Origin of the sequence: Halobellus sp. MBLA0158 (assembly GCF_041477585.1) — an archaeon.
In the GTDB taxonomy this organism is placed as follows: domain Archaea; phylum Halobacteriota; class Halobacteria; order Halobacteriales; family Haloferacaceae; genus Haloquadratum; species Haloquadratum rubicundus.
In genome coordinates, this window is the sequence record NZ_JBGNYA010000001.1 from 1,907,543 (window position 1) to 1,928,027 (window position 20,485).

Genomic DNA, 20,485 nt, shown 5'->3' on the forward strand with positions numbered 1-20,485 from the left:
CCGTTCGATCGCCCGTCGACTCGTGCTTTTTTGTGCGTCCCGTTCCGTAGTCGACACGAATGGTCCCTCCGGACCCGGATGGTATCCTGCTCGATTACTCGCAGGACAAGGTCGTGCTCTTGGACGAGTCGGGGACGTTCACGTACGCCAACGACGCCGTCGAGCCCATCCTCGGATTCGCGCCCGAGGAGCTCGTGGGCGAGAACGCCTTCGAGTACATCCACCCCGAGGACCGCGAGGCGGTCCGGACGGCGTTCGAGCGGACGATCGCGAGCGACGCGTTCACCGAGACGAGCGTCGAGTACCGCCACCGGGCGAAGGACGGCTCGTGGGTCTGGCTCGAAAGCCGGATGTCGAACCTCACCGACTCGGCGCTCGACGGCTACGTCGTGAGCTCCCGCGACGTCACGGACCGCGTGCGGGCCGAAGAGGAGCGCCAGCGGACCGCAGAGCGGCTCGAAGAGATCGCCGCCGCCTCCGGCGACGTGCTGTGGATGTTCGACGCCGACTGGTCGGAGGTGCTCTTTGTCAACCCCGCCTACGAGGAGATCTACGGCCGGCCGGTCGAGGAACTGGAGTCGGACCCCGAGTCGTTCCTGGAGACGGTCCACCCCGACGACGTGCCGCAGGTGCGAGACGCGATGGAGTGTCTCAACTCGGGGATGTCGGTCGATATGGAGTACCGCATCGACGCCGAGGAGGGCCAGGACCGCTGGGTGTGGGTCCAGGCCGAGCCGATAATCGAGGACGGCGAGGTCGTCCGGATCACGGGCTTCACGAGCGACATCACCGACCGGCGCCGCCGCGAGCGACAGCTCTACGTGATGGACAATCTGCTCAGGCACAACCTCCGCAACGACCTCAATCTCATCCTCGGGATGGCAGAGCTCATCGAAGACGACGTCCCGGAGGCCGAAGCGCGGACGGCGGTGATCCGCCGGACCGGCGAGGCCCTACTCGAAAGCGCCGAGAAGGGCCGGGAGATCATCGACCTCCTCACGAAGCGCGGGCGACGGGAGCGCCTGGACCTCGGGAACGTCGTCGCGGACGCGTGCGACACCGTCCACGAGCGGTTCGACCGGCCGATCGTCGAGACCGGCTCGATCGAGCCCTGCACCGTCCGCGCTCGCACCGAACTCCGCCTCTGTGTCGTCGAACTCCTGGAGAACGCGATCCGCCACAGCGACAGCGAGACCCCGTTCGTCCGCGTCTCCGTCCACTGTGCGGACACTGGAGACGAGGCCGTACTCACCGTCGAAGACGACAGCGCGCCGATCCCGTCGATCGAGGCCGACGTCCTCGAAGGGAACCACGAGATGAACGACGTCTATCACAGCAGCGGGCTCGGCTTCTGGCTCCTCTACTGGTGCGTCGAGCTCTCCGGCGGGTCCGTGAGCGTCGAGTCCGACCCCGAGAGCGGCAACACCATCACGGTCAGGCTCCCGCTGGACGAAGGGTAGCCGGCGCTTGAGCGACGGAGCGCCGGGATGCCGCGTCGGATCCGCCGGCTACGACCCGTCGGCGTCGGTGCCGGCGCCGACGTCCGAAGCTTGTCCGTCGTCGAACCACCCGAACGCCTCAGCGAGGTCGTGCGCGGGCGGCGAACAGACTCGGTCCTCGCAGACGTAGACGGTCGGCTCGCCGTCGCGCTCGGTCCGGCCCTTCCAGATCGGCGGCGCGGCGTCGAGGCTGAGGAGGTCCAGCCACTCGGCGAGCCCGTCGTCGGTCGCGGGCCGCGGCGCCACGATCCCGTCGGGAAGGTACGTGGACGCGAGCGACGACCGGAACGCTTCCGGGAGCCCGGCGGAGGCCTCGCCGACTCCCGAGGCCGCGATCACGACCTCCGTGCCGCCGCGGGCGCGCTTGTCCGCTGCCAGCGCGAGGGAGACGTGTTCCAGCGGGCGCCCGCGGATCGTGTCCCGGTGCGTGTCGACGACGTCGCCCACGGCGGCCGCGAGGCCCGCCTCGGGCGCGAACGCGTCCAGATCGAAGAGGAGAGACGCCGCGACGCCCGCGCTGGCCGGGGTGGTCTGGTCGCGGAGGTCCTGCGGGCACGTGACGAGCGACTCCCCGTCGGCGGGCGTGAGATAGAACGTCCCGCTGTCGGCGTCGTAGAACGCCTCGACGATCGCCCGCGCGAGGTCGACGGCGAACGCCAGGTGGGCGACGTCGCCGGTCGCCTGATGCAGGTCGAACGCGCCGCGTGCGAGGAACGCGTAGTCGTCGAGGTAGCCCTGGCCCTTCACGTCGCCGTCCTTGTAGCGCCGGGCGAGCCGCGTTTTTTCGGGGTCCCACAGGTGCTCGCGCACGAAGTCGAGCGCGTCTGCGGCGAGGTCCGTGTAGTGGTCGTCGCCGAGAATGAGGCCGCCGCGCGCGAGACTGCCGATCGCGAGGCCGTTCCACGACGCCAGGATCTTCTCGTCGCGCGCCGGGCGGACGCGCTCCGAGCGGGCCTCGAACAGCGCCGCGCGGGCGTCGTCGAGATGCGCGATGATCTCGGACTCCGGGCGGTCGTACTCCGCCGCGAGGTCGGGGATCGAGCGCTGGACCGCGAGCACGGTGGACCCCTCGAAGTTCCCTCCTTCAGTGATGCCGAAGCGCTCCATCGCGATCCCGGCGGTCAGTTCGTCGTCGACCGCGGCTTCGACCTTCGCTGGCGTCCAGACGTAGAATTTGCCCTCCTCGCCCTCGCTCCGGGCGTCGAGCGTGCTGAAGAAGCCGCCCTCGGCGTGGCGGAACTCCCGTTCGAGGAAGTCGAAGGTCTCGCGGGCGATCGTCGCGTACGCGTCTTTGCCCGTGAGCTGGTAGGCCGAGAGGTAGACGCGGGGGATCTCGGCGTTGTCGTAGAGCATCTTCTCGAAGTGCGGCACCGTCCACTCGCGATCCGTCGCGTAGCGATGGAAGCCGCCGCCGACGTGGTCGTAGACCCCGCCGGCCGCCATCGCGTCGAGCGTCTGGGTCGCCGCCGAGCGCGCCTCCTCGGTCCCCGAGCGCGCGTAGGCCCGCAGGAGGGCGTCGATCCGCCACGGCTGGGGGAACTTCGGGCCGCCGGAGCCGAAGCCGCCGTGCTCGCGGTCTGTCGCCCGGAGCGCCGACTTCGCGACGCTCCCGAGGATCTCAGCGCCGAACGGCGCCGCGTCGGCGTCGCTGTCGGCCGACTCTCCGCCGACGCCTCCCATTCCGGCGTCGGGAGCGCCCCCCGACGTCGATTTGCCCGTCGTCTCCAACTGATCGCGGAGCGCGTCGGTCCACTGCGACGCGCGGTTTTCGATCTCCTCGCGGTCCCGCTCCCAGGCCTGCGCGAACGACTCGCAGACGTCCAGAAAGCCCGGAGCGTTGCCGCGGCGGTCCCCCTCGCGTTTCGGGAAGTAGGTCCCGACGTAGAACGGCTCGCCCTCGGGGGTGAGCCAGACCGACAGCGGCCAGCCGCCCCCGCCGGTGACCCGCTGACAGATCGTCTGGTAGACTCTATCGAGGTCCGGGCGCTCCTCGCGGTCGACCTTGATCGGCACGAAGTAGTCGTTGAGCACGGCCGCGACCGCCTCGTCCTCGAAGCTCTCTTCGGCCATCACGTGACACCAGTGGCAGGCCGAGTAGCCGACCGAGAGGAAGATCGGGCGGTCGCGCTCTCTCGCGGCTGCGAGCGCCGCCTCGTCCCACGGCTGCCAGTGGACCGGGTTGTCTGCGTGTTGCCGGAGGTACGGGCTCTCCTCCTCGTCGAGCCGGTTCCGAGCCAGCGGATCGTCCATACCCGCGGTAGGCGACTGGCAGGGAAAAGCGGTGTGACGTCGGAACCGATCCGCCCCTTATGCTCGCTCGTCCCGCGTCGACAACCACGAACGTGCATACCGAGCGATCGAAAAAGAGCAACCTTTACACTCCTATGCGTACCCCCTCCGGGTATGACAGACTCCGAGACGGTCCTCCTCGTCGGGGGCGGCGGACGCGAGCACGCGATCGCCCGCGCCCTGACGGACGACCCGGCGTGCGAACTGTACGCGGTCGCGAGCAACCGAAACCCCGGCATCGTCGGACTCGCGGCGGGGTTCGAGACGGCCGACGAGCGGGCCGCAGACGAGATCGTCGCCTACGCCGAGGACGTCGGCGCCGACCTGGCGATCATCGGCCCCGAGTCGGCCCTGGAGGCGGGCGTCGCCGACGCGCTCGACGAGGCCGGCGTCTACACCTTCGGGCCGGGCGCCGAGGCCGCCCGGATCGAGACGGACAAGGCCTTCCAGCGGGAGTTTATGCAGTCCGAGGACATCCCCGGCTGTCCGGACTTCGCCGTCTTCGACGACGTGGAGGCCGCCTGCGACTACATAGACGAGTACGACGGCGACCTCGCGGTCAAGCCCGCGGGCCTCACCGGCGGCAAGGGCGTGAAGGTCATCGGCGATCAGGTCGACGAGGAGGGAGCCAAGACGTACCTCCGCGAGAACCAGTACGATAGAGTCGTCCTCGAAGAGCGCCTCGTCGGCGAGGAGTTCACCGTCCAGGCGTTCGTCGCCAACGGCGAGATCCGGACGACGCCCGCCGTCCAGGATCACAAGCGCGCCTACGAGGGCGACGAGGGCCCGAACACCGGCGGGATGGGCAGTTACAGCGACGCGACGCCCGAACTGCCGTTTATGACGGCCGACGACTACGAGGCCGCCGTCGACATCCTCGAAGCCACGGTCGAGGCCTTGCCCGACTACAAGGGCGTCCTCTACGGGCAGTTTATGCTCGGCGCCGAGGGCCCCCGCGTCGTCGAGTTCAACGCCCGCTTCGGCGACCCCGAGGCGATGAACACGCTGCCGGTGCTCGAAACGTCGTTCCTCGACGTGCTGGTCGCCGCCCGCGACGACAACCCCCTTCCGGACCTCGAATTCGCCGAGCGGGCAACTGTCTGCAAGTACGCCGTCCCCGACGGCTATCCGACCGACCCCGACAGCGGCGCGAAGATCGCCGTCGACGAGGAGACCGTCGGCGACGCGCTCCTCTTCTATGCCAGCGTCGACGCCCGCGAGGACGGCCTCTACACGACGACCTCCCGCTCGTTCGCGGTCGTCGGCGTCGCAGACACCATCGAGGCGGCCGAAAAACAGGCCGAAGACGGCCTCGCGGCCGCCGGCGACGGCCTCCGCATCCGCCACGACGTCGGCAAGGCCGACCTCGTCCAGCGCCGCATCGACCATATGAACGACCTCCGCGGCGAGTAGCGGTCCCGTACGGACCTCGCCGCCTCCGACGAGCGAACCTTTTGTTCGTCGCCCGCCTATCGGGAGTCGTGAGCGACGACGCCGACGGGACGGACGAGTCGAGACCGGGAGACGATCGCAGAGCGGACCGCAGACACGATCGACTGCGGCGCCACTCGACCCCCGGCGTCGGCAACTCCCTCCGGCGCTGGACGGACGCGAAACCGGTCTGGCGGGTCGCGCTCAACTACGTTCTGGTGTGGATCGCCCGCGTCGTCCCGTCGCTCCGCCTCCGCAACTGGGCGCTCCGGCGTCTCGGCGTGACCGTCGGCGAGGGCGTCTCCTGGGGGCTGGAGGCGACGCCGGACGTCTTCTGGCCCGAGCATATCACCCTCGGCGACCACGCCGTCGTCGGCTACGACTCGGTGCTCCTCTGTCACGAGTTCCTCCAGGACGAGTACCGGACCGGGGAGGTCGTCGTCAGCGACCGCGCGATGATCGGCGCGAAGGCGGTGGTCCTCCCCGGGGTCCGGATCGGCGAGGGTGCACAGGTGGGCGCGAACTCCCTCGTGACCGAGGACGTCCCGCCGGGGGCGACCGTCGTGGGCGTGCCCGCGCGGCCGGTCGAACGCGAGGGAGGTGCCGACGACGGCGACAGCGACGACGGCACAGAAAGGGACGGCGACGACGAGACCTCGAACCGCGGACCCGACGAGTGATCGACGGGAGCGATGGCCGCTACTCGCGGATGCGGACGACGCCGTCCTCGAAGACAGCGCTGTTGGGGACGACGAACTCCTCGCCGTCGTTCTCGATGTGGGTCACGAAGAGGTTCACCTCCTGGACGATCCCGCGGTTTCCGCCGATCTCGACCTCGTCGCCGATAGAGTAGGGCTGATTCAAGAGGAGGTACGACCCGGCCGCACCGGACTTCAGAAGGTCCGAGAGCGCGATCCCGCCGAGCAGGACCACGGCGAAGAGGTACGCCGCGAGTAGGACGACCAGCGCGAGCGTCGCGACGCCGAGCTGGGAGAGCGCGATGAGCACCGCGATGTAGAAGACGGTTACCTTCGCGATCTGCGGGAACACCCCGATCTGCGGGAGCTTGATCCCCGTCAGGCGCTCGCTGACGACGAGGTGGGCCTTGTCGCCGACGACGACGCCGACGATGAGGATCACGACCGCGAGGAACAGCTGCGGGAGGAACTGGACGGTCCGGCTCCAGAAGGTCGCCGCGATCGAGATGTTCGCGATCGACAGCAGCAGCAGGACCGCGATCCCGATGACGAAGTAGCGCACCAGAGAGCCCAGCACCTCGACGGTCGAGGTGTCGAAGTTCCGCGCGGTCCGCTCGAAGGCGGTCCCCTCGATCGCCTCCGGGACGCCCAGGCGGACGAGGATCCGGGTCGTCAGCGCCCCGAGGACGAACGCGACCGTCAGCCCGACGACGATCACGAGGAGCGCCGCCCAGATCTCGCGGGGCACGGTCCGGATCACCCGATCGAGGATCTGCGTATCGAACTGGAGCGCGGTCGGAACCGCTCCGCTCGCGGCCGCGGGCGCCTCGACCCCGGTCATCAGTATTCCTCCGGGTCGATCTCCAGGATTATCTGACCGCTCTTGAACGCGCGGACGAGGCCGTCCGACTCCGAGAGGACGATCGCCGTGGCGTTGGTGTCGCGGGTGATCGCCGCGGCGGCCATGTGCCGCGCGCCGAGGCCCTTCGGGATGTCGACGCCCTCGGCCGCCGGTTCGAGGTAGCGGTAGGCGCTGACGATCTTTCCGGAGTCGGAGATGACGAAGGCGCCGTCCAGTCTGGAAAACTCCTTGAGCATCACGTTCACGATCGGGTCGCCGACGTGGACGTGGGACTTCTCGAAGGGGTTGTAGCTGAGCGGGCGGGACTTGTTCATCACCTTGCCCGCGTCGCCGACAACGAACAGGGCGCCGACGGGCTTGCCCTTCTGGCCCTTCTTACCCAGTTCGATCGCCACCTCGAAGACGTCGCGGATGACGCCCGGATCGGCCCGGGAGTTCGCGAAGAGGTCGTAGATCCCCGAGCGCATCGACTCGTCGATGCGGACGCGGACCACGCCGTCGGGATCGCCGTCGAAGACGCGCACGCTGCAGGCGACGTTGTCGCCCTCCTCGACGAGGTCCTGTTCGAGCGCGCCCTCGATGCCGAACCGGATCCGGTCGCGGACGTTGTCGAACTCGAGCGGCAGTTCGACGAACGTCTCGGCCCCGACGGCGTTCTCCGGGGCGACGACCACCAGGTCCACGTCGAGGTCGGCGTCGACGAACCGCTCGTAGTGGGAACTGCTCGGCGAGAACAGGAACGCGCCCTCGACGCCCGACACGACATCCCCCAGGAGGTCCGATAACGCCGTCATTGGTCACGATAGTCGTCGTGCGCTTATAAAGCGTTGTGGGACGTTTTCGCGGGTGATATCAGTCTGACGGACGTCTGACAGAACGGGGGCGGGTCAGTACGACTTCGCGAAGTACGCCGTCTCCTCGGCGTCGTCGTCGCAGATCGCACACGACTCGCCGCCGTGGATCTCCGCGTCCTCGTCGTTCAGCGGGACCATCACGATCTCGGCGGCGATCTGGTCTTTGATCTCGCCTTCGCAGGCCTCGTCGCCGCACCACGGCGCCTTGACGTAGCCGCCGTGCTGGCCGATCGTCCCGAGGATCTCCGCCCTGTCGTCGGCTTCTCGGACGTTCGATTCGAGGTTCTCCTCGGCCGCCGCATAGAGCTTCGCGTAGACCTCGTCGAAGTGCTCCTCGACGGTGTCGACGATATCTTCGCGACTCTCTTCTTCAGACTCCCCGTCGGGCCGGTGGACGAGCGTGACGGTCCCGTCGTCGGCCTCGTTGGGGCCGATCTCCATCCGGACGGGGACGCCCTTCAGCTCCCACTCGTTGAACTTGAAGCCCGGATTCCGCTCGTCGCGGTCGTCGAGTTCGACGCGGATGCCGGCGTCTTCGAGGTCTGCGGCGATGTCCTCGGCGTACTCCAGCACGTCGTCTTTCGTGTCGGCCTGCCAGATCGGGACGATCACGATCTGCTCGGGCGCGATCGCGGGCGGCAGGACGAGCCCCTGATCGTCGGAGTGAGTCATAATCAGCGCGCCGAGCGCCCGCCAGGAGAGCCCCCACGAGGTCGTGTGGGCTATCTGTTCGTCCTCGTCCTCGTCGGTGTAGGTGATGTCGAACGCCTCCGCGAAGGAGGTTCCGAGGTAGTGGGAGGTCGCGCCCTGGACGGACTTGCCGTCGGGCATCAGCGCCTCCACGGTGGTGGTCGTGTCGGCGCCGGGGAATTTGTCGTGTTCGGGCTTCGCGCCGCGGAGGACGGGCATCGCGAGCAGGTCCTCGTAGGTCTCCTCGTACTGGTCGAGCCGACGGGTGGTCTCCTCCCACGCGTCCTCGCGGGTGGCGTGGGCGGTGTGGCCCTCCTGCCAGAGGAACTCCTTCGTCCGGAAGAACGGCTTCGTCTCCGTGGCTTCCCAGCGGACGACAGAGACCCACTGATTCACGCGGAGCGGGAGGTCGCGGTGGCTGCGGACCCACTGGGAGATGTACGGCGTGATGATCGACTCGGAAGTCGGCCGGACCGCAAGGGGCTCCTCTAACTCCTCTTTGCCGGCGCGGTCGACCCACGCGACCTCGGGGTCGAAGCCCTCGACGATGTCCTTTTCCTGTTCGAGGTAGCTCTCGGGGATGAACATCGGGAAGTAGGCGTTCTGGACGCCCGTGTCCTTGAACAGGGAGTCCAAGTGGCCCTGGAGGCGCTCCCAGAGTTCGTAGGCCCGGGGGCGCGTGACGATGAAGCCGCTCATCCCCTCGGGCGCGTAGTTCGCGAGGTCGGCCTTCTGGACGACCTCGGCGTACCACTCGCCCGTGTTGTACTCTTTCGACTCGGTGATGCCGAGTTCCTGCTCGTCGCTCATTACGTGTTTCGAGCCCCAGGTCGGTCTTAAATCTCCTGAAGCGGCCCCCGCTCGGCGACGGATCGGTCTATCCGGACGGCGCCACAGCAGATTTATGCCTCGGTCGGTCGTTCGTAGGAGTATGAGCGCCGATGTCGACGGGTCCGACAAAGGGGACGACGGTGGTCCGGTCAACATAACCCTGAAACTGGGCGAGGAGACCGATCTGTGGATCGCCCGCGACGAGGACACCGGCATGACGTCGCAGGGGCCCACCCGCCAGGCCGCGCTGTCGAATCTGGACGAGGCCGTCGCGGGCTACAAAGGGGCGGGCGACGCCCCGACGGAGGCGGAACTCAGGGAGTTCGGGATCGATCCCGACGAGAACACCGCGGGCGATCTCGAATCGTCCGACGTGTTCCAGTAGGGCCGTATGGATCGCGGCCCATTCTCCGGTCGCGACGTCGTGAAGGTGATGGTGAACAGCGGGATCTATCGGTGGGACCGGACGAACGGTGACCACGCGATCCTTCGGTAGGAGCCACCCGATGAACACGACGCAGACGCGCGGACCGTCCCGGTGCCACTGCACGACGAGCTCGACACTGGAACGCTCCGGAGCATCGCCGACCAGGCGGGCGCGAAGAGTTTCGAGGAGTTCTGCCGCTGGATCGATCGGAACCGATAGCTTATACTGTCGGACACAACTGTTTCAAGATATTCGCCGCCCCGGGCGGCGAAATTCTTCACAGACTTGTGTCCGACAGTATTAGAGCTCTCCTGAATCGACCGCAAACGGACTCTCGCCCGCCTGCCAGTCCCACCCCGGCAGCCGCGTCTGGAAGCCCGCGGCGAGCGCGGCGTCGAGGTCGTCGGCGCCCGCCCCGCCGTCGGTGTGCGTCGCCACGTCGGCGTAGTGGAACGTCGCCTGCGCGAGCAGCGACAGCGGGCTCCCGCCCGCGATCGTCGCCGCCAATTCTCGGCCGAGCACCTCGTCGACGACGAACCCCGGGTAGTCGCCTTCGACGTCCAGCTCCCGTAGAATGGCGACGTAGCCGGCGACGTTGACCGCGACGTCGCCGTCGGCGAAGACCGCCCGGACTTCGTCGCGGTACTGGTCGGACGAGACGGTCCCGACCTCCGTCTCGAACTCCTCGCCGAGTCGCCGCCGCGTCTCGTTGATCAGGGGGACGACGACGTCGCTCCTGTCGCGCACCCACGCGGCCTCCGCGGCGACCCGGTCTGCGGTGAGCCTCATACGGCCACAGAGGCGACCGCGGGATATCGGCTTTGCGAAGGCTTTTATACGACCGCGGAGGAAGAAGCTACCAAGCGGGTTCTCCCTGCCTCCTCGAACGAACCGCAGAGACTGCCGGTCACAAGTCGTCTTATGCTCTCTCGTAGGACTTCGTCGTCTCGGATTCACGACCTGCACGCCCGCTCGGTCCGTCGAGGAGGCGGGGGCGCCCCGACCGAACGCCGACGGCCCGCGCTGTCGGTCGGATGGGACCGATCGCGCTCGGTGCGGCCACGCGCCGCCCCGGGTCGGCCGGTCCGAATCGACGGCGCCGCGGCCCCGACGACACGCTCTCAGGTATGAGTTCAGTAGACACGCAACTCGAGGAGTTGAAAGCAGAGATCAAATCGGAACTGCCGGCCGACATCTCGATCACGGACGTCACCTACGAGGGTCCCGAACTGGTGATCTACACCCGGGACCCCAAGCGCTTCGCCCGGAACGGCGACCTCGTCCGCGACCTCGCCGGCACGCTCCGGAAGCGAATCACCGTCCGTCCGGATCCGACGGCGCTGTCGACGCCCGACCGCGCCCGCGACCGGATTCTCGACGTCATCCCCGAGGAGGCCGGCGTGACGGACCTCGACTTCCACGAGGACACCGGCGAGGTCGTCATCGAGGCCGAAAAGCCCGGGGTCGTCATCGGGAACCACGGCGAGACGCTCCGGCGGATCACCCAGGAGGTCGGCTGGACGCCCGAGGTCGTCCGCACGCCCCCGATCGAGTCCTCGACCGTCTCGAACGTCCGGAGCTTCCTGAAGCAGGAGCGCGAGGACCGCCGGGACATCCTCGAACGGGTGGGCCGGCAGATCCACCGCGAGACCCTCGCCGACGAGGAGTGGGTCCGGATCACCTCGCTGGGTTGCTGCCGGGAGGTCGGCCGCGCCTCGTTCATCCTCTCGACGGCCGACACGCGGATCCTCGTCGACTGCGGCGACAAGCCCGGCTCCGACGACTACCCGTACCTCCAGGTGCCCGAGGCGCTCGGGGCGGGCGCGAACTCCATCGACGCGGTGGTGCTCACCCACGCCCACCTCGACCACTCGGCGCTGATTCCCCTCCTGTTCAAGTACGGGTACGACGGGCCGATCTACACGACCGAGCCGACCCGCGACCTGATGGGGCTCCTCACGCTCGATTACCTCGACGTCGCGGCCAAGGAGGGCCGGACGCCGCCCTACGACTCCGAGATGGTTCGGGAGGCGATCAAGCACACCATCCCCCTCGACTACGGCGACGTGACCGACATCGCACCGGACGTCAAGCTCACGTTCCACAACGCGGGCCACATCCTCGGGTCCGCGGTCACGCACTTCCACATCGGCGACGGCCTCTACAACGTCGCCTTCTCGGGCGACATCCACTACGAGGACACCCGCCTGTTCGACGGCGCCGTCAACGACTTCCCGCGCGTGGAGACGCTCGTCCTCGAATCCACCTACGGCGGCCGCAACGACTACCAGACCGACCAGGAGGACGCCGAGCGGAAACTGATCGATGCGATCAACGAGACCCACGACCGCGGCGGGAAGGTCGTGATCCCGGCGTTCGCGGTCGGGCGCTCCCAGGAGCTGATGCTCGTCCTCGAAGAGGCGATGCGCGAGGGGAAGATCCCGAGTATGCCCGTCCACCTCGACGGGATGATCTGGGAGGCCACGGCGATCCACACGACGTACCCCGAGTACCTCCGTGACGACCTCAGCGACCGGATCCTCCACGAGGACGAAAACCCCTTCCTGGCCGACGAGTTCAACCACATCGACGGCGGCGACGACGAGCGCCGGGACGTCGCCGACGGCGACCCCGCGATCGTCCTCTCGACGTCGGGGATGGTCACCGGCGGGCCGATTATGTCCTGGCTCGAACAGCTCGGCTCGGATCCGGACTCCACGCTCGTCTTCGTCGGCTACCAGGCCCAGGGCACCCTCGGCCACCGGATCCAGAACGGCCGCCGGGAGATCCCGATCGACGGCGACCGGGTCGGCCGCTCGGAGACGATGACCCTAAAGATGGACGTCGAGACCGTCGACGGCTTCTCCGGCCACGCCGACCGCCAGGGCCTGGAGAACTTCGTGAAGACGATGAACCCCCGTCCCGAGAAGGTCCTCTGTGTCCACGGCGACGAGCGCTCGGTCCAGGACCTCTCGTCGGGGCTGTACCACGACCACCACCTGCGGACGTTCGCCCCGAAGAACCTCGAGACGTTCCGCTTCCGGTGATCGACGTTTCGGGCGCGTGAGGCTCCCCCCGGACACACTTTCTTGCGGGCGCGGCCCGTAATTTTCGTATGCGAATCGCGCTCATCGCCCACGACGAGAAGAAGCCCGACATCGTCGAGTTCGCGCAGAACCGCATTGAGGACCTCCGACGGATGGAGCTGATGGCGACCGGAACGACCGGCAAGCGAATCCGGGAGGCGACGGGACTCGACGTCGAGCGCAAGCAGTCCGGCCCGATCGGCGGCGATATGCAGATCGGCGCCGAGATCGCCGACGGGAACTGCGACGGCGTGATCTTCCTCCGGGATCCGCTGACGGCACAGCCCCACGAGCCCGACATCACCGCGCTCCTGCGGATCTGCGATGTCCACGACGTGCCGCTGGCGACGAACCTCGCGAGCGCCGGTGCCGTCCTCGACGAGCTCGTCCGAACGATTGACTGACCCCAATCTCACGCGTGAGAATCGCGCAGTGAGACTTAATCCGGGAAGCGCGCAAGGCCCCGTATGCCCACTCCTCGGACCCCTGATACGCTCCGCCGCGCCGTCGCCGTCTTCGCGGCCCTGGCGGTGTGCGCCTCGCTCGCGCTCGCCGGCCTCCCCGCGGTCGCCGCACAGTCCGGCGGCGACGGCGGTGCGGCGGCGGCCGATTCCGACCGCTGCTTCCCGCCGGGCGGGCACGACCTCGCGGTCGGCTCCGGCGACCCGCACATCAACGTCACCGTCCACACCTCGCTCTTCACGTCGGCGCCGCCGAACGCGCTCGGCCTGTCGGCCCGCGGCGTCGCACTCGACGCCGACATCGTTCGGCTCCGGACCGGCGTGCTGTTCGAGGCGAACCAGGAGAACGTCTCGGTCGGCCAGATCTGGGACTCCTTCGTCGTCGTCTTCGACTACCGGCTCTCGCTGCCGATGTTCTCCGACGCGTTCGACGACTCGACGTACGAGCCCTCCGAGGGGCCGGTCTCGGGCGTCGAGACGCGGGGCTGTTAGGACGCGGAGGTCAGTCGCCGGCGACCTCGGCGGGATCGACGACCGACTCCGCCATCTCGTCGACGCCGACGCGGTCGCACAGGTCGTAGAGCGGGCACGCCTCGGGGCCGTCGAGACACGCGGGCTTGCGGGCCGAGCAGTACTCGCGGCCGAACTGGATCATTGCGGTGTGGCCGAAGCCGCATTTCTCGCCGGGGACGTCGGCTTCGAGGTGCTCGCGGACGGTCTCGTGGTCGGCGTCCGCGGGCGCGAGGCCCATCCGGCGCGCGATCCGGTGGACGTGGGTGTCCACCGGAAAGACGCCGTCGCGGCCGCCGGCGAAGAGCAGCACGCAGTCGGCGGTCTTCGGCCCGACGCCGTGGATGTCGAGGAGTGCGTCCCGCACCTCGCCCGGATCGCCCTCCGTCACAAACGCGTCGAAGCCGTCGGCGCCGCCGTACTCCTCGCAGATCCGCTCGGCCGCGCCGACGATCATCTCCGACTTCTGGTTGTAGAGCCCCGCCGAGGAGATCGTCTCCGCCAGTTCGGACTGCTCGGCGTCCGCGAGCGCGGCCGCCAGGTCGTGGTCGGCATCGCTCGATGTCTCCCCGGCCGAACCGTACCGCTCCATCAGCGCGTCGTGGGCGGGCTGGCTCGCCACGTCGCTCGTGTTCTGCGAGAGGATGGTCCGCACCAGCGACTCGAAGGCGTCCTTGCCGCCGTAGGTCTTCTGCCAGTACAGCCGGCCGAGCTCGTCGACGACGGCCTCGGCGCGCGTCCCGGCTTCCCCCGATTCGAAGGCCGCCGCGGTGGCGCCGTCGCCGCCGCTGATGTTCTCCCGCGGTTCCTCGGGCATACTCGCGGCTTCGGATCGGATCGAAAAAAGCCGTCCGGCCGCGGATCGGCTGCCGACGGACTCCCGACACCGTGGACCGATCCACTGCCGCGCACCGTAAGAGTGTAGTCCGTGTCCGGTCTCAGTAATCGTGTGGAAAATAGACTATGACGTACACGACATCAATCTCCGTCGACGGGTCGTTCGAGGACGTGGTCGAGACGACGACGGACGCGCTCGCAGCGGAGGGGTTCGGCGTCCTCTGCGACATCGACGTGCAGGCGACGCTGAAGGAGAAACTCGGCGAGGAGTTCCGCGACTATCGGATCCTGGGCGCCTGCAATCCCGAATTCGCCCATCAGGCGATGGAGGAGGAACTGGAACTTGGCGCGCTGCTGCCCTGCAACGTCATCGTCTACGCGGACGACGACGGGGGCGTCGTCGTGAGCGCGGTCGCGCCCGACAAACTGCTCTCGGTGGTCGAAAACGACGCGCTCGACCCGGTCGCCGACGAGGTCGACGAACGGCTCCAGTCGGCGCTCGCGACCGTCGAAGCGGCGTACTGACGGCCGTACGTCCGATCGTGAAGACGGACACTATCCATCCTACTCGACGACCAGCTCGAAGCGGAGGTCGGCGCCGTCCGCGAGCGCCTCGACGAGGTCGCGGTCGACGTCTGCGGCCGCGCCGTCGGCATCGACGAGCACCGTCCGATCGTCCACGTAGTCGCTGGTGCGACCGACGTGGCTCCGCTCGTTCTCGAAGGAGAGGTCCGGATCGCCGCTGCCGGTGATCGTTTGGGTGTAGGTGTCGCCGTCGGCGGTCGTCGCGGTGAGGGTCGCGGTGATCGTCGCGTCGGCGTCGCGGCAGGCCGCGACGAAGTCCGCGTCGAAGTCGGCCGGCACCCGGTCGGCCTCGACCGCGAGGATGCAGTCGCCGGCGGGGGTCAGCCAGTCGTCGCTCGTCACCTCGAACGTGCTCGCGTGTTCGGCGGAGACGTTCTCGTGTCCGCGCGCGTGAACGACCTCTCGCAGTGTCATACTGCCGACTCCGGGACTCCCGGGTAAATCCCGACCGATTCCACACCGCGATCGGCCGTCCGTATGCGAACAGTTCCCACTTTCTTTTATATATGACTCGTGTACACTGCGAACGTCTCACAAGGCCCGTATGGGGTGTGAGAGCGGCTTTCAGCCCGTCAGTTCACCGGCAGATTTATATGTAGTAGCCGACAACTGATAGGTACCAGAACGCCTCCGGCGTTCCGGCGGCACAGCACGCAGAATGATCGGGAATTCTTATCCACGGTCGGCAGCGATCCACCAGCGGCCGCCACGGTCCGGAGCGGTGATGGTATCGAGGTTTGATTACGTATGGTAACGAAGCAAGACGTTCTTCAGGAATACGACGTACAGGAACTCAAAGACGCAGACAACATCGAGCTCACCGACGACAAGCTCGAAAACGGTTCTAAAGGCCAGCTCATCAAGGTCGCCGGACAGCTCCGGGACCGACGAAACGAGCTCAATCAGATGGCCTCCGAGCGCGCCTCCAAGCGCGACGACCTGAACGCCAAGACGCGCGAGAAGGTCGACGAGGCCCAGGAACACCGCGAGAAGCGCGACGAGCTCAACGAGCAGGTCCAGGAACACAAAGAAAAGCGCAACGAGCTCAACGCGGAGGCCAACGAGCTCTTCGACCAGGTCGAGGAGATGAAAGAGGACCTGGAGCTCGACGACGGCAAGGACATCGAGGAGCTCGAAGACGAGATCGAGCAGCTCGAATTCCGCCAGCAGACCGAGGTCCTCTCGACCGAGGACGAGCGCGAACTCATCGAGAAGATCGAGGACAAGCGCGAGGAGCTCCGCCAGAAGAAGGAGAAGGTCGAAGACAGCGGTGAACTCGAAGAGCTCATCGAGGAGGCCGAAGAGGTCCGCTCGGAGGCGTCCCAGCACCACCAGAAGGTGACAGAGCTCGCCGACGAGGCCCAGGAACACCACAACCAGATGATCGAGGCCTACCGCGAGGCCGACGACATCCGCGACAAGGCCGACGCGATGCACGAGCTCTTCGTCGAGGCCCAGGAGGCCGCCGACCAGCACCACGAGGACTTCGTCCGCGTCCAAAAGCGGCTCCGCGAACTCGACAAGCAGGAGGAAGAAGAGCGCGAGGACGAGCGCGCCGAGGAGCGCGAGGCCGCCAAGGAGGAGGCCGAAGAGATCTACCAGAAGTTCAAGGAAGGCGAGACCCTCGACACCGAGGACCTGATGAAGCTCCAGAAGACGGGGCTTCTCTAAGCGCCGACGCTTCCGGATTCGACGCGGCCGCGGTTTTTTCGACGGGACGGACGTGACACGTAGCCGTAGCTTCGCTTCCCTGTCGCTGACCGGGAGGCCTTTAACCGAGTGAACCCTTCGCACGACCGTGACCACGCTCGTCCTCTGTGTCGATCGGTCCAACGACGTCGGTCACGCGGCCGGCCTCGAACTCCCGATCGTGGGGTGGGAGGCCGTCCAGTCGCTCGTGACCGACGTCGGCCTCGCCGATCCGGAGGATTCGAGCGTGAACTGCCTGCTGGAGGCGCTGCGAGTCGCTCGCGACCTCCGCGACGAACGCGAGGAGACCGTCGTCGCGGTCGTCGCGGGCGGCAGGGACTCGCTCGTCGGCGCCGACCGCTCGCTGTCGACCCAGGTGGACGCGCTCGTCGAGGAGTACGACCCCGACTCCGCGATCGTCGTCCTCGACTCCGCGAACGACGAGCGCGTCGTCCCCGTGATCGAGAGCCGCGTGCGCGTCGACTCCGTCGACCGCGTCGTCGTCCGGCAGGCCCACGACATCGAGTCGACGTACTACCTCCTCAAGCAGTTCCTCGCCGACGAGGAGCTCCGATCGACGGTCCTGGTGCCCCTGGGGGCGACGCTGCTCTTCCTGCCGATCCTGCTGACGCAGTTTCCGCCCGCCGTCGCGCTCGCGGGGCTGGCCGCGGTGCTCGGGGCCGCGCTGCTCTACAAGGGGCTCGCGGTCGACGAGTACCTCGCCGAGGTCCCCGACCGCGTCCGCGCGGCGCTGTACTCCGGCCGCGTCTCCGTCGTCACCTACGCCGTCAGCCTCGGGCTCGGCCTCGTCGGCATCTTCCTGGGCGCGCTGTCGGTGTCGCCGCAGCTCGGCCCCGAGTCGGTCGTCCTCCGGACGATGCAGTTCACCTACAATGCCGTCCCCTGGCTCGCGCTGGCCGCGCTCACCGCCAGCGCCGGCCGGCTGCTCGACGAACTCATCGGCACCGACGGCGTGAGCACGCCGTACCTGAACCTCCCGTTCGGCGTCGTCGCGCTCGGGCTCGTCGTCCGCGGCTTCGCCGGGTGGTTCCTCCAGCGCGAGGCCGTCCTGCCCGACCCGTTCATCTTCGGCTACATCGTGACGCCCCAGCAGCGGCTCGCGGCGTTCATCGTCGTGGGGATCGTCGTCAGCATCGTCGGCGTCCGCGTCGCCGCCAGCGTGAGCGGCGAGTCGATCGAGGACGTCGTGCAGTAGCGCGGTAGGCCGAAAGCCGCCGCGTCGGATTTCCTCGTTATCTCAGGTCCCGGCGCGGTACTCGCCGTGTTTGACGCCGATCGCGACGCAGATCACGCCGAAGACGAGCATCGACGGCGTCACCATCATCAGCACCGTGCTCGTCGCCATCACGCCCGACGCGACGAGGACCGCCGTTCCCACGGCGACGAGCGCGACGAGCGCGCCCACCGTGGTTCCGAGTGTGAAGTCCATACGGGTCGTTCGACCCCGACCGACAAGGCCGTTGCGCCCGCCGGAGCCTCACCAGGGCGAGAAGCTGGGGTCGACCTGGCGGTCCGTCCGGTCGATGGCGTCGATGGCGGCCACGTCCTCGTCGTCGAGGTCGAGGTCGACCGACGCGAGGTTGTCGAGGACGTGCGCCTCGCCCGTCGCTTTCGGGATCGCCGTCACGCCCTTCTCGCGGAGCCACGCCAGCGACACCTGGGCCTCGCTGACGCCGTGTTTCTCCGCGATCTCGGTGATCTCGGGGACGTTGAACACCTCGCCGCGAGCCAGCGGCGAGTAGGCGACGACCTCGACGTCGCGGTCGGCGCAGTGCGCGCGGAGCTCCTCCTGGGGGAGCAGCGGGTGGAGCTCGACCTGGTTCGCGAAGATCGGCGCGTCCGCGTGGTCGATGGCCTCGTCGACCTGCTCGGGCAGGAAGTTGCTGATACCGATCCGCTCGACCTTCCCCGCGTCGACGAGCTCGTCGAAGGCGCGGAGCGTCTCCTCGGGGTCGTACGCCCGGGAGGGCCAGTGGACGTACAGGAGGTCGACGTAGTCGACGCCGAGCTTATCGAGGCTCGCCTCGGTCGTCGAGAGCACGTCGTCGTACGCGAGGTTGTCGATCCAGACCTTCGTCGCCAGGAAGACGTCCTCGCGGTCGACGTCGGCCGCCTCGATCCCGCGGCCGACGGCCTCCTCGTTGCCGTAGGCCTGCGCCGTGTCGATATGGCGGTAGCCCTCGTTGAGGGCGGTCTCGACCGTGTCTGCGCAGGTGTCGGGATCGTCGTTCTGCCAGGTGCCGAGGCCCAGCATCGGCATCTCGCTCGCGAGCGGTACGCGTCGCTCACCTTGCTGACTCATATCCGAGTGAAGGTCCCTCGGACGGTTAGGGGTTTGGATAGCGGCGTGTCAGGTCACTCGGCGAGCCGCTGTTTCGCAAAGCGCGCAAGAAGCGGCACGTCGTCGAGGTGGATGAGCTTCGAGAGGCCGCGGATGCTGCCGTCGTTGGCGTCGCTGAGCGTCTCTACGTCCATCGCGTTCAGGTCGTTCATCAGGCGGTCGTAGCGGTCGTTCGGCGCGAGGTACAGCAGCTGGGTCATCGTCAGCCGCGTGCGCATATCCGGGGCGACCCGGGCGTGCCAGAGGTCGTCGTAGGCGGCCATCGCGTCCGCCGAGGTGTCGACCTGCGATCCCATCAGGCAGCGGTCCGCCGTGATGGCGGCCGCGCGCGCGGACTCCATACACTTGTGGATGCCCTCGCCCCACAGCGGGTCGATGGTGGGCACGGTGTCGCCGATGGCCATAAAGCTGTCCGTGCTGAGGTCCGCCGGCATCTGGATGTGTGCGCTGCCGCGGTGCTGTTGTTTGTCCGCGATGCGGTGGGCGTCGGCGAACCGGGGGTCGGTCTCCAGCCAGTGATTGAGGTGGTCGTCGATGCTCTTCGAGGCGTCGCCGAACCGCTGGTAGCTCTCGTTTTGGATGTAACACAGGCCGACTTTCGCGGTGTCGCCGCCCGTGTGGAAGATCCACGAGTAGCCGCCGGGCGCGTACTCGTGGTCGAGGCGCAGCATCATCGCGTCGGTGAGGTCTGCGAACTCGGGGTGGTCGACGTCGACGCCCTCCATCTCCCACTCGATGCCGACCGCCTGATTCTGCCGTTCGAGACCGCAGACGTCGAGTTTCTTCGCGAGCGGCGCCGCCGGCCCCGTGGCGTCGATGACAATCTCTCCGAACACCTCCTCGTCGCCGGCGTACCGGACGCCGACCACGTCGCCGTCTTCCACGACGGGGTTGTTCACGCGCGCGTCGAAGCGGTACTCCGCGCCGTGGTCGCGCCCCTCCGCGACCAGCCAGCGCTTGAAGTCCGCGAATTCGAGGACGGCTCCGGGCTGGTACTGGACGAAGTGCCTGTTGGGGGATTCGAGGACGACGTCGTCGGTGTAGTTCATCACGACGTCGTCGGGGATCCCAAAGGCGCCCGTCATCGACGCGAACGTCCCCGCCGTGGACTTGTTCGACTGCCGGGGGAACCCGTCTTCGGGCTCAGCCTCGAGCACGAGCACGTCGTAGTCGCGCTGTGCGAGGTCCCGCGCGCACTGTGCTCCGGCCGGCCCCGCGCCGGCGATGACGACGTCGTAGTGCTCAGACATAGCGTACTCCCGTGGTGTGCGTCGGCTGCGCGCCCCGGCGCGCCAGTGCGGTTGTCGCACAGACGCCGCGTGGCGAGCGCTGTTCCCCCCGCACACGTCTTCGGTCGGGCGTCACGGCGTCCGC

The 20,485-nt window shown here is 68.0% G+C and carries 20 protein-coding genes and 1 pseudogene; 11 read left to right on the plus strand and 10 right to left on the minus strand.

Going from position 1 to position 20,485, the window contains the following annotated elements; all coding sequences use genetic code 11:
• Positions 1-59: 59 nt before the first annotated feature.
• Positions 60-1,460: a PAS domain-containing sensor histidine kinase gene (locus tag OS889_RS09750; RefSeq protein ID WP_372389469.1), complete on the plus strand. Its 1,401-nt coding sequence runs from the start codon at positions 60-62 to the stop codon at positions 1,458-1,460.
• A gap of 48 nt (positions 1,461-1,508) precedes the next feature.
• Here the strand turns inward: OS889_RS09750 and OS889_RS09755 are convergent, their stop codons facing one another.
• Complete coding sequence (locus tag OS889_RS09755; RefSeq protein ID WP_372389471.1) at positions 1,509-3,749, minus strand: thioredoxin domain-containing protein; 2,241 nt, start codon at positions 3,747-3,749, stop codon at positions 1,509-1,511.
• A gap of 153 nt (positions 3,750-3,902) precedes the next feature.
• On the opposite strand from OS889_RS09755, the gene purD reads away from it, so the two are divergent.
• Positions 3,903-5,201 carry a phosphoribosylamine--glycine ligase gene (purD, locus tag OS889_RS09760; protein WP_372389473.1) on the plus strand — a complete coding sequence of 433 codons (1,299 nt, stop codon included), beginning with the start codon at positions 3,903-3,905 and terminating at the stop codon, positions 5,199-5,201.
• A gap of 68 nt (positions 5,202-5,269) precedes the next feature.
• Positions 5,270-5,899, plus strand: a complete 630-nt coding sequence (locus OS889_RS09765) for an acyltransferase (RefSeq protein WP_372389475.1) — start codon at positions 5,270-5,272, stop codon at positions 5,897-5,899.
• A gap of 19 nt (positions 5,900-5,918) precedes the next feature.
• On the opposite strand, the gene OS889_RS09770 is transcribed toward OS889_RS09765, so the two are convergent.
• From OS889_RS09770 to proS, 3 genes are all read right to left on the minus strand, one after another.
• Entirely contained in the window at positions 5,919-6,758 is an 840-nt protein-coding gene (locus OS889_RS09770; protein ID WP_372389477.1) for a mechanosensitive ion channel domain-containing protein, read from the minus strand.
• On the minus strand, positions 6,758-7,573 hold the full coding sequence (gene dacZ / locus OS889_RS09775; protein WP_372389479.1) for a diadenylate cyclase: 816 nt from the start codon (positions 7,571-7,573) through the stop codon (positions 6,758-6,760). The genes OS889_RS09770 and dacZ overlap by 1 nt, the downstream gene beginning before the upstream one ends.
• Before the next feature lie 93 nt (positions 7,574-7,666).
• Positions 7,667-9,133 (minus strand): proline--tRNA ligase, encoded by a 1,467-nt coding sequence (gene proS, locus OS889_RS09780; protein WP_372389482.1) that lies wholly within the window; start codon positions 9,131-9,133, stop codon positions 7,667-7,669.
• Positions 9,134-9,254: 121 nt separating this feature from the next.
• Between proS and OS889_RS09785 the strand changes: the two genes are divergently transcribed.
• Together OS889_RS09785 and OS889_RS09790 are read left to right on the plus strand one after the other, a co-directional pair.
• A complete protein-coding gene (locus tag OS889_RS09785; RefSeq protein WP_372389483.1) occupies positions 9,255-9,539 on the plus strand; it encodes a type II toxin-antitoxin system HicB family antitoxin in 285 nt (94 codons plus the stop codon).
• A 6-nt stretch (positions 9,540-9,545) separates the two neighbouring features.
• Positions 9,546-9,800: pseudogene (locus OS889_RS09790) on the plus strand (type II toxin-antitoxin system HicA family toxin).
• A gap of 81 nt (positions 9,801-9,881) precedes the next feature.
• Here the strand turns inward: OS889_RS09790 and OS889_RS09795 are convergent.
• Positions 9,882-10,370 carry a DUF7984 family protein gene (locus OS889_RS09795; protein ID WP_372389485.1) on the minus strand — a complete coding sequence of 163 codons (489 nt, stop codon included), beginning with the start codon at positions 10,368-10,370 and terminating at the stop codon, positions 9,882-9,884.
• A gap of 338 nt (positions 10,371-10,708) precedes the next feature.
• On the opposite strand from OS889_RS09795, the gene OS889_RS09800 reads away from it, so the two are divergent.
• From OS889_RS09800 to OS889_RS09810, 3 genes are all read left to right on the plus strand, one after another.
• Complete coding sequence (locus OS889_RS09800) at positions 10,709-12,628, plus strand: beta-CASP ribonuclease aCPSF1 (protein ID WP_372389487.1); 1,920 nt, start codon at positions 10,709-10,711, stop codon at positions 12,626-12,628.
• Positions 12,629-12,696: 68 nt separating this feature from the next.
• Positions 12,697-13,071, plus strand: a complete 375-nt coding sequence (locus OS889_RS09805) for a methylglyoxal synthase (protein ID WP_372389488.1) — start codon at positions 12,697-12,699, stop codon at positions 13,069-13,071.
• 63 nt (positions 13,072-13,134) lie between these two features.
• Positions 13,135-13,620, plus strand: a complete 486-nt coding sequence (locus OS889_RS09810; protein ID WP_372389491.1) for a DUF7332 family protein — start codon at positions 13,135-13,137, stop codon at positions 13,618-13,620.
• Positions 13,621-13,630: 10 nt separating this feature from the next.
• On the opposite strand, the gene OS889_RS09815 is transcribed toward OS889_RS09810, so the two are convergent.
• Positions 13,631-14,455, minus strand: a complete 825-nt coding sequence (locus OS889_RS09815; RefSeq protein ID WP_372389493.1) for an endonuclease III domain-containing protein — start codon at positions 14,453-14,455, stop codon at positions 13,631-13,633.
• 146 nt (positions 14,456-14,601) lie between these two features.
• On the opposite strand from OS889_RS09815, the gene OS889_RS09820 reads away from it, so the two are divergent.
• Positions 14,602-15,000, plus strand: a complete 399-nt coding sequence (locus OS889_RS09820) for a DUF302 domain-containing protein (protein WP_372389495.1) — start codon at positions 14,602-14,604, stop codon at positions 14,998-15,000.
• 39 nt (positions 15,001-15,039) lie between these two features.
• Here the strand turns inward: OS889_RS09820 and OS889_RS09825 are convergent, their stop codons facing one another.
• On the minus strand, positions 15,040-15,474 hold the full coding sequence (locus OS889_RS09825; protein WP_372389497.1) for a DUF371 domain-containing protein: 435 nt from the start codon (positions 15,472-15,474) through the stop codon (positions 15,040-15,042).
• 333 nt (positions 15,475-15,807) lie between these two features.
• On the opposite strand from OS889_RS09825, the gene OS889_RS09830 reads away from it, so the two are divergent.
• On the plus strand, positions 15,808-16,731 hold the full coding sequence (locus OS889_RS09830; protein WP_372389499.1) for a coiled-coil protein: 924 nt from the start codon (positions 15,808-15,810) through the stop codon (positions 16,729-16,731).
• A gap of 127 nt (positions 16,732-16,858) precedes the next feature.
• The gene (locus tag OS889_RS09835) at positions 16,859-17,965 is read left to right on the plus strand and encodes a DUF373 family protein (protein ID WP_372389501.1); all 1,107 of its coding nucleotides are present in this window, start codon (positions 16,859-16,861) and stop codon (positions 17,963-17,965) included.
• Positions 17,966-18,007: 42 nt separating this feature from the next.
• Here OS889_RS09835 and OS889_RS09840 read toward each other — a convergent pair whose 3' ends face one another.
• Genes OS889_RS09840 through OS889_RS09850 form a run of 3 tightly spaced genes read right to left on the minus strand, consistent with a single transcriptional unit; the run spans position 18,008 to position 20,361 of the window.
• Positions 18,008-18,199: a DUF7333 family protein gene (locus tag OS889_RS09840; protein ID WP_372389505.1), complete on the minus strand. Its 192-nt coding sequence runs from the start codon at positions 18,197-18,199 to the stop codon at positions 18,008-18,010.
• Between the two features lie 48 nt (positions 18,200-18,247).
• Positions 18,248-19,072, minus strand: a complete 825-nt coding sequence (locus tag OS889_RS09845) for an aldo/keto reductase (protein WP_372389506.1) — start codon at positions 19,070-19,072, stop codon at positions 18,248-18,250.
• 53 nt (positions 19,073-19,125) lie between these two features.
• Positions 19,126-20,361 (minus strand): digeranylgeranylglycerophospholipid reductase, encoded by a 1,236-nt coding sequence (locus tag OS889_RS09850; protein WP_372389508.1) that lies wholly within the window; start codon positions 20,359-20,361, stop codon positions 19,126-19,128.
• Between the last annotated feature and the right edge of the window lie 124 nt (positions 20,362-20,485).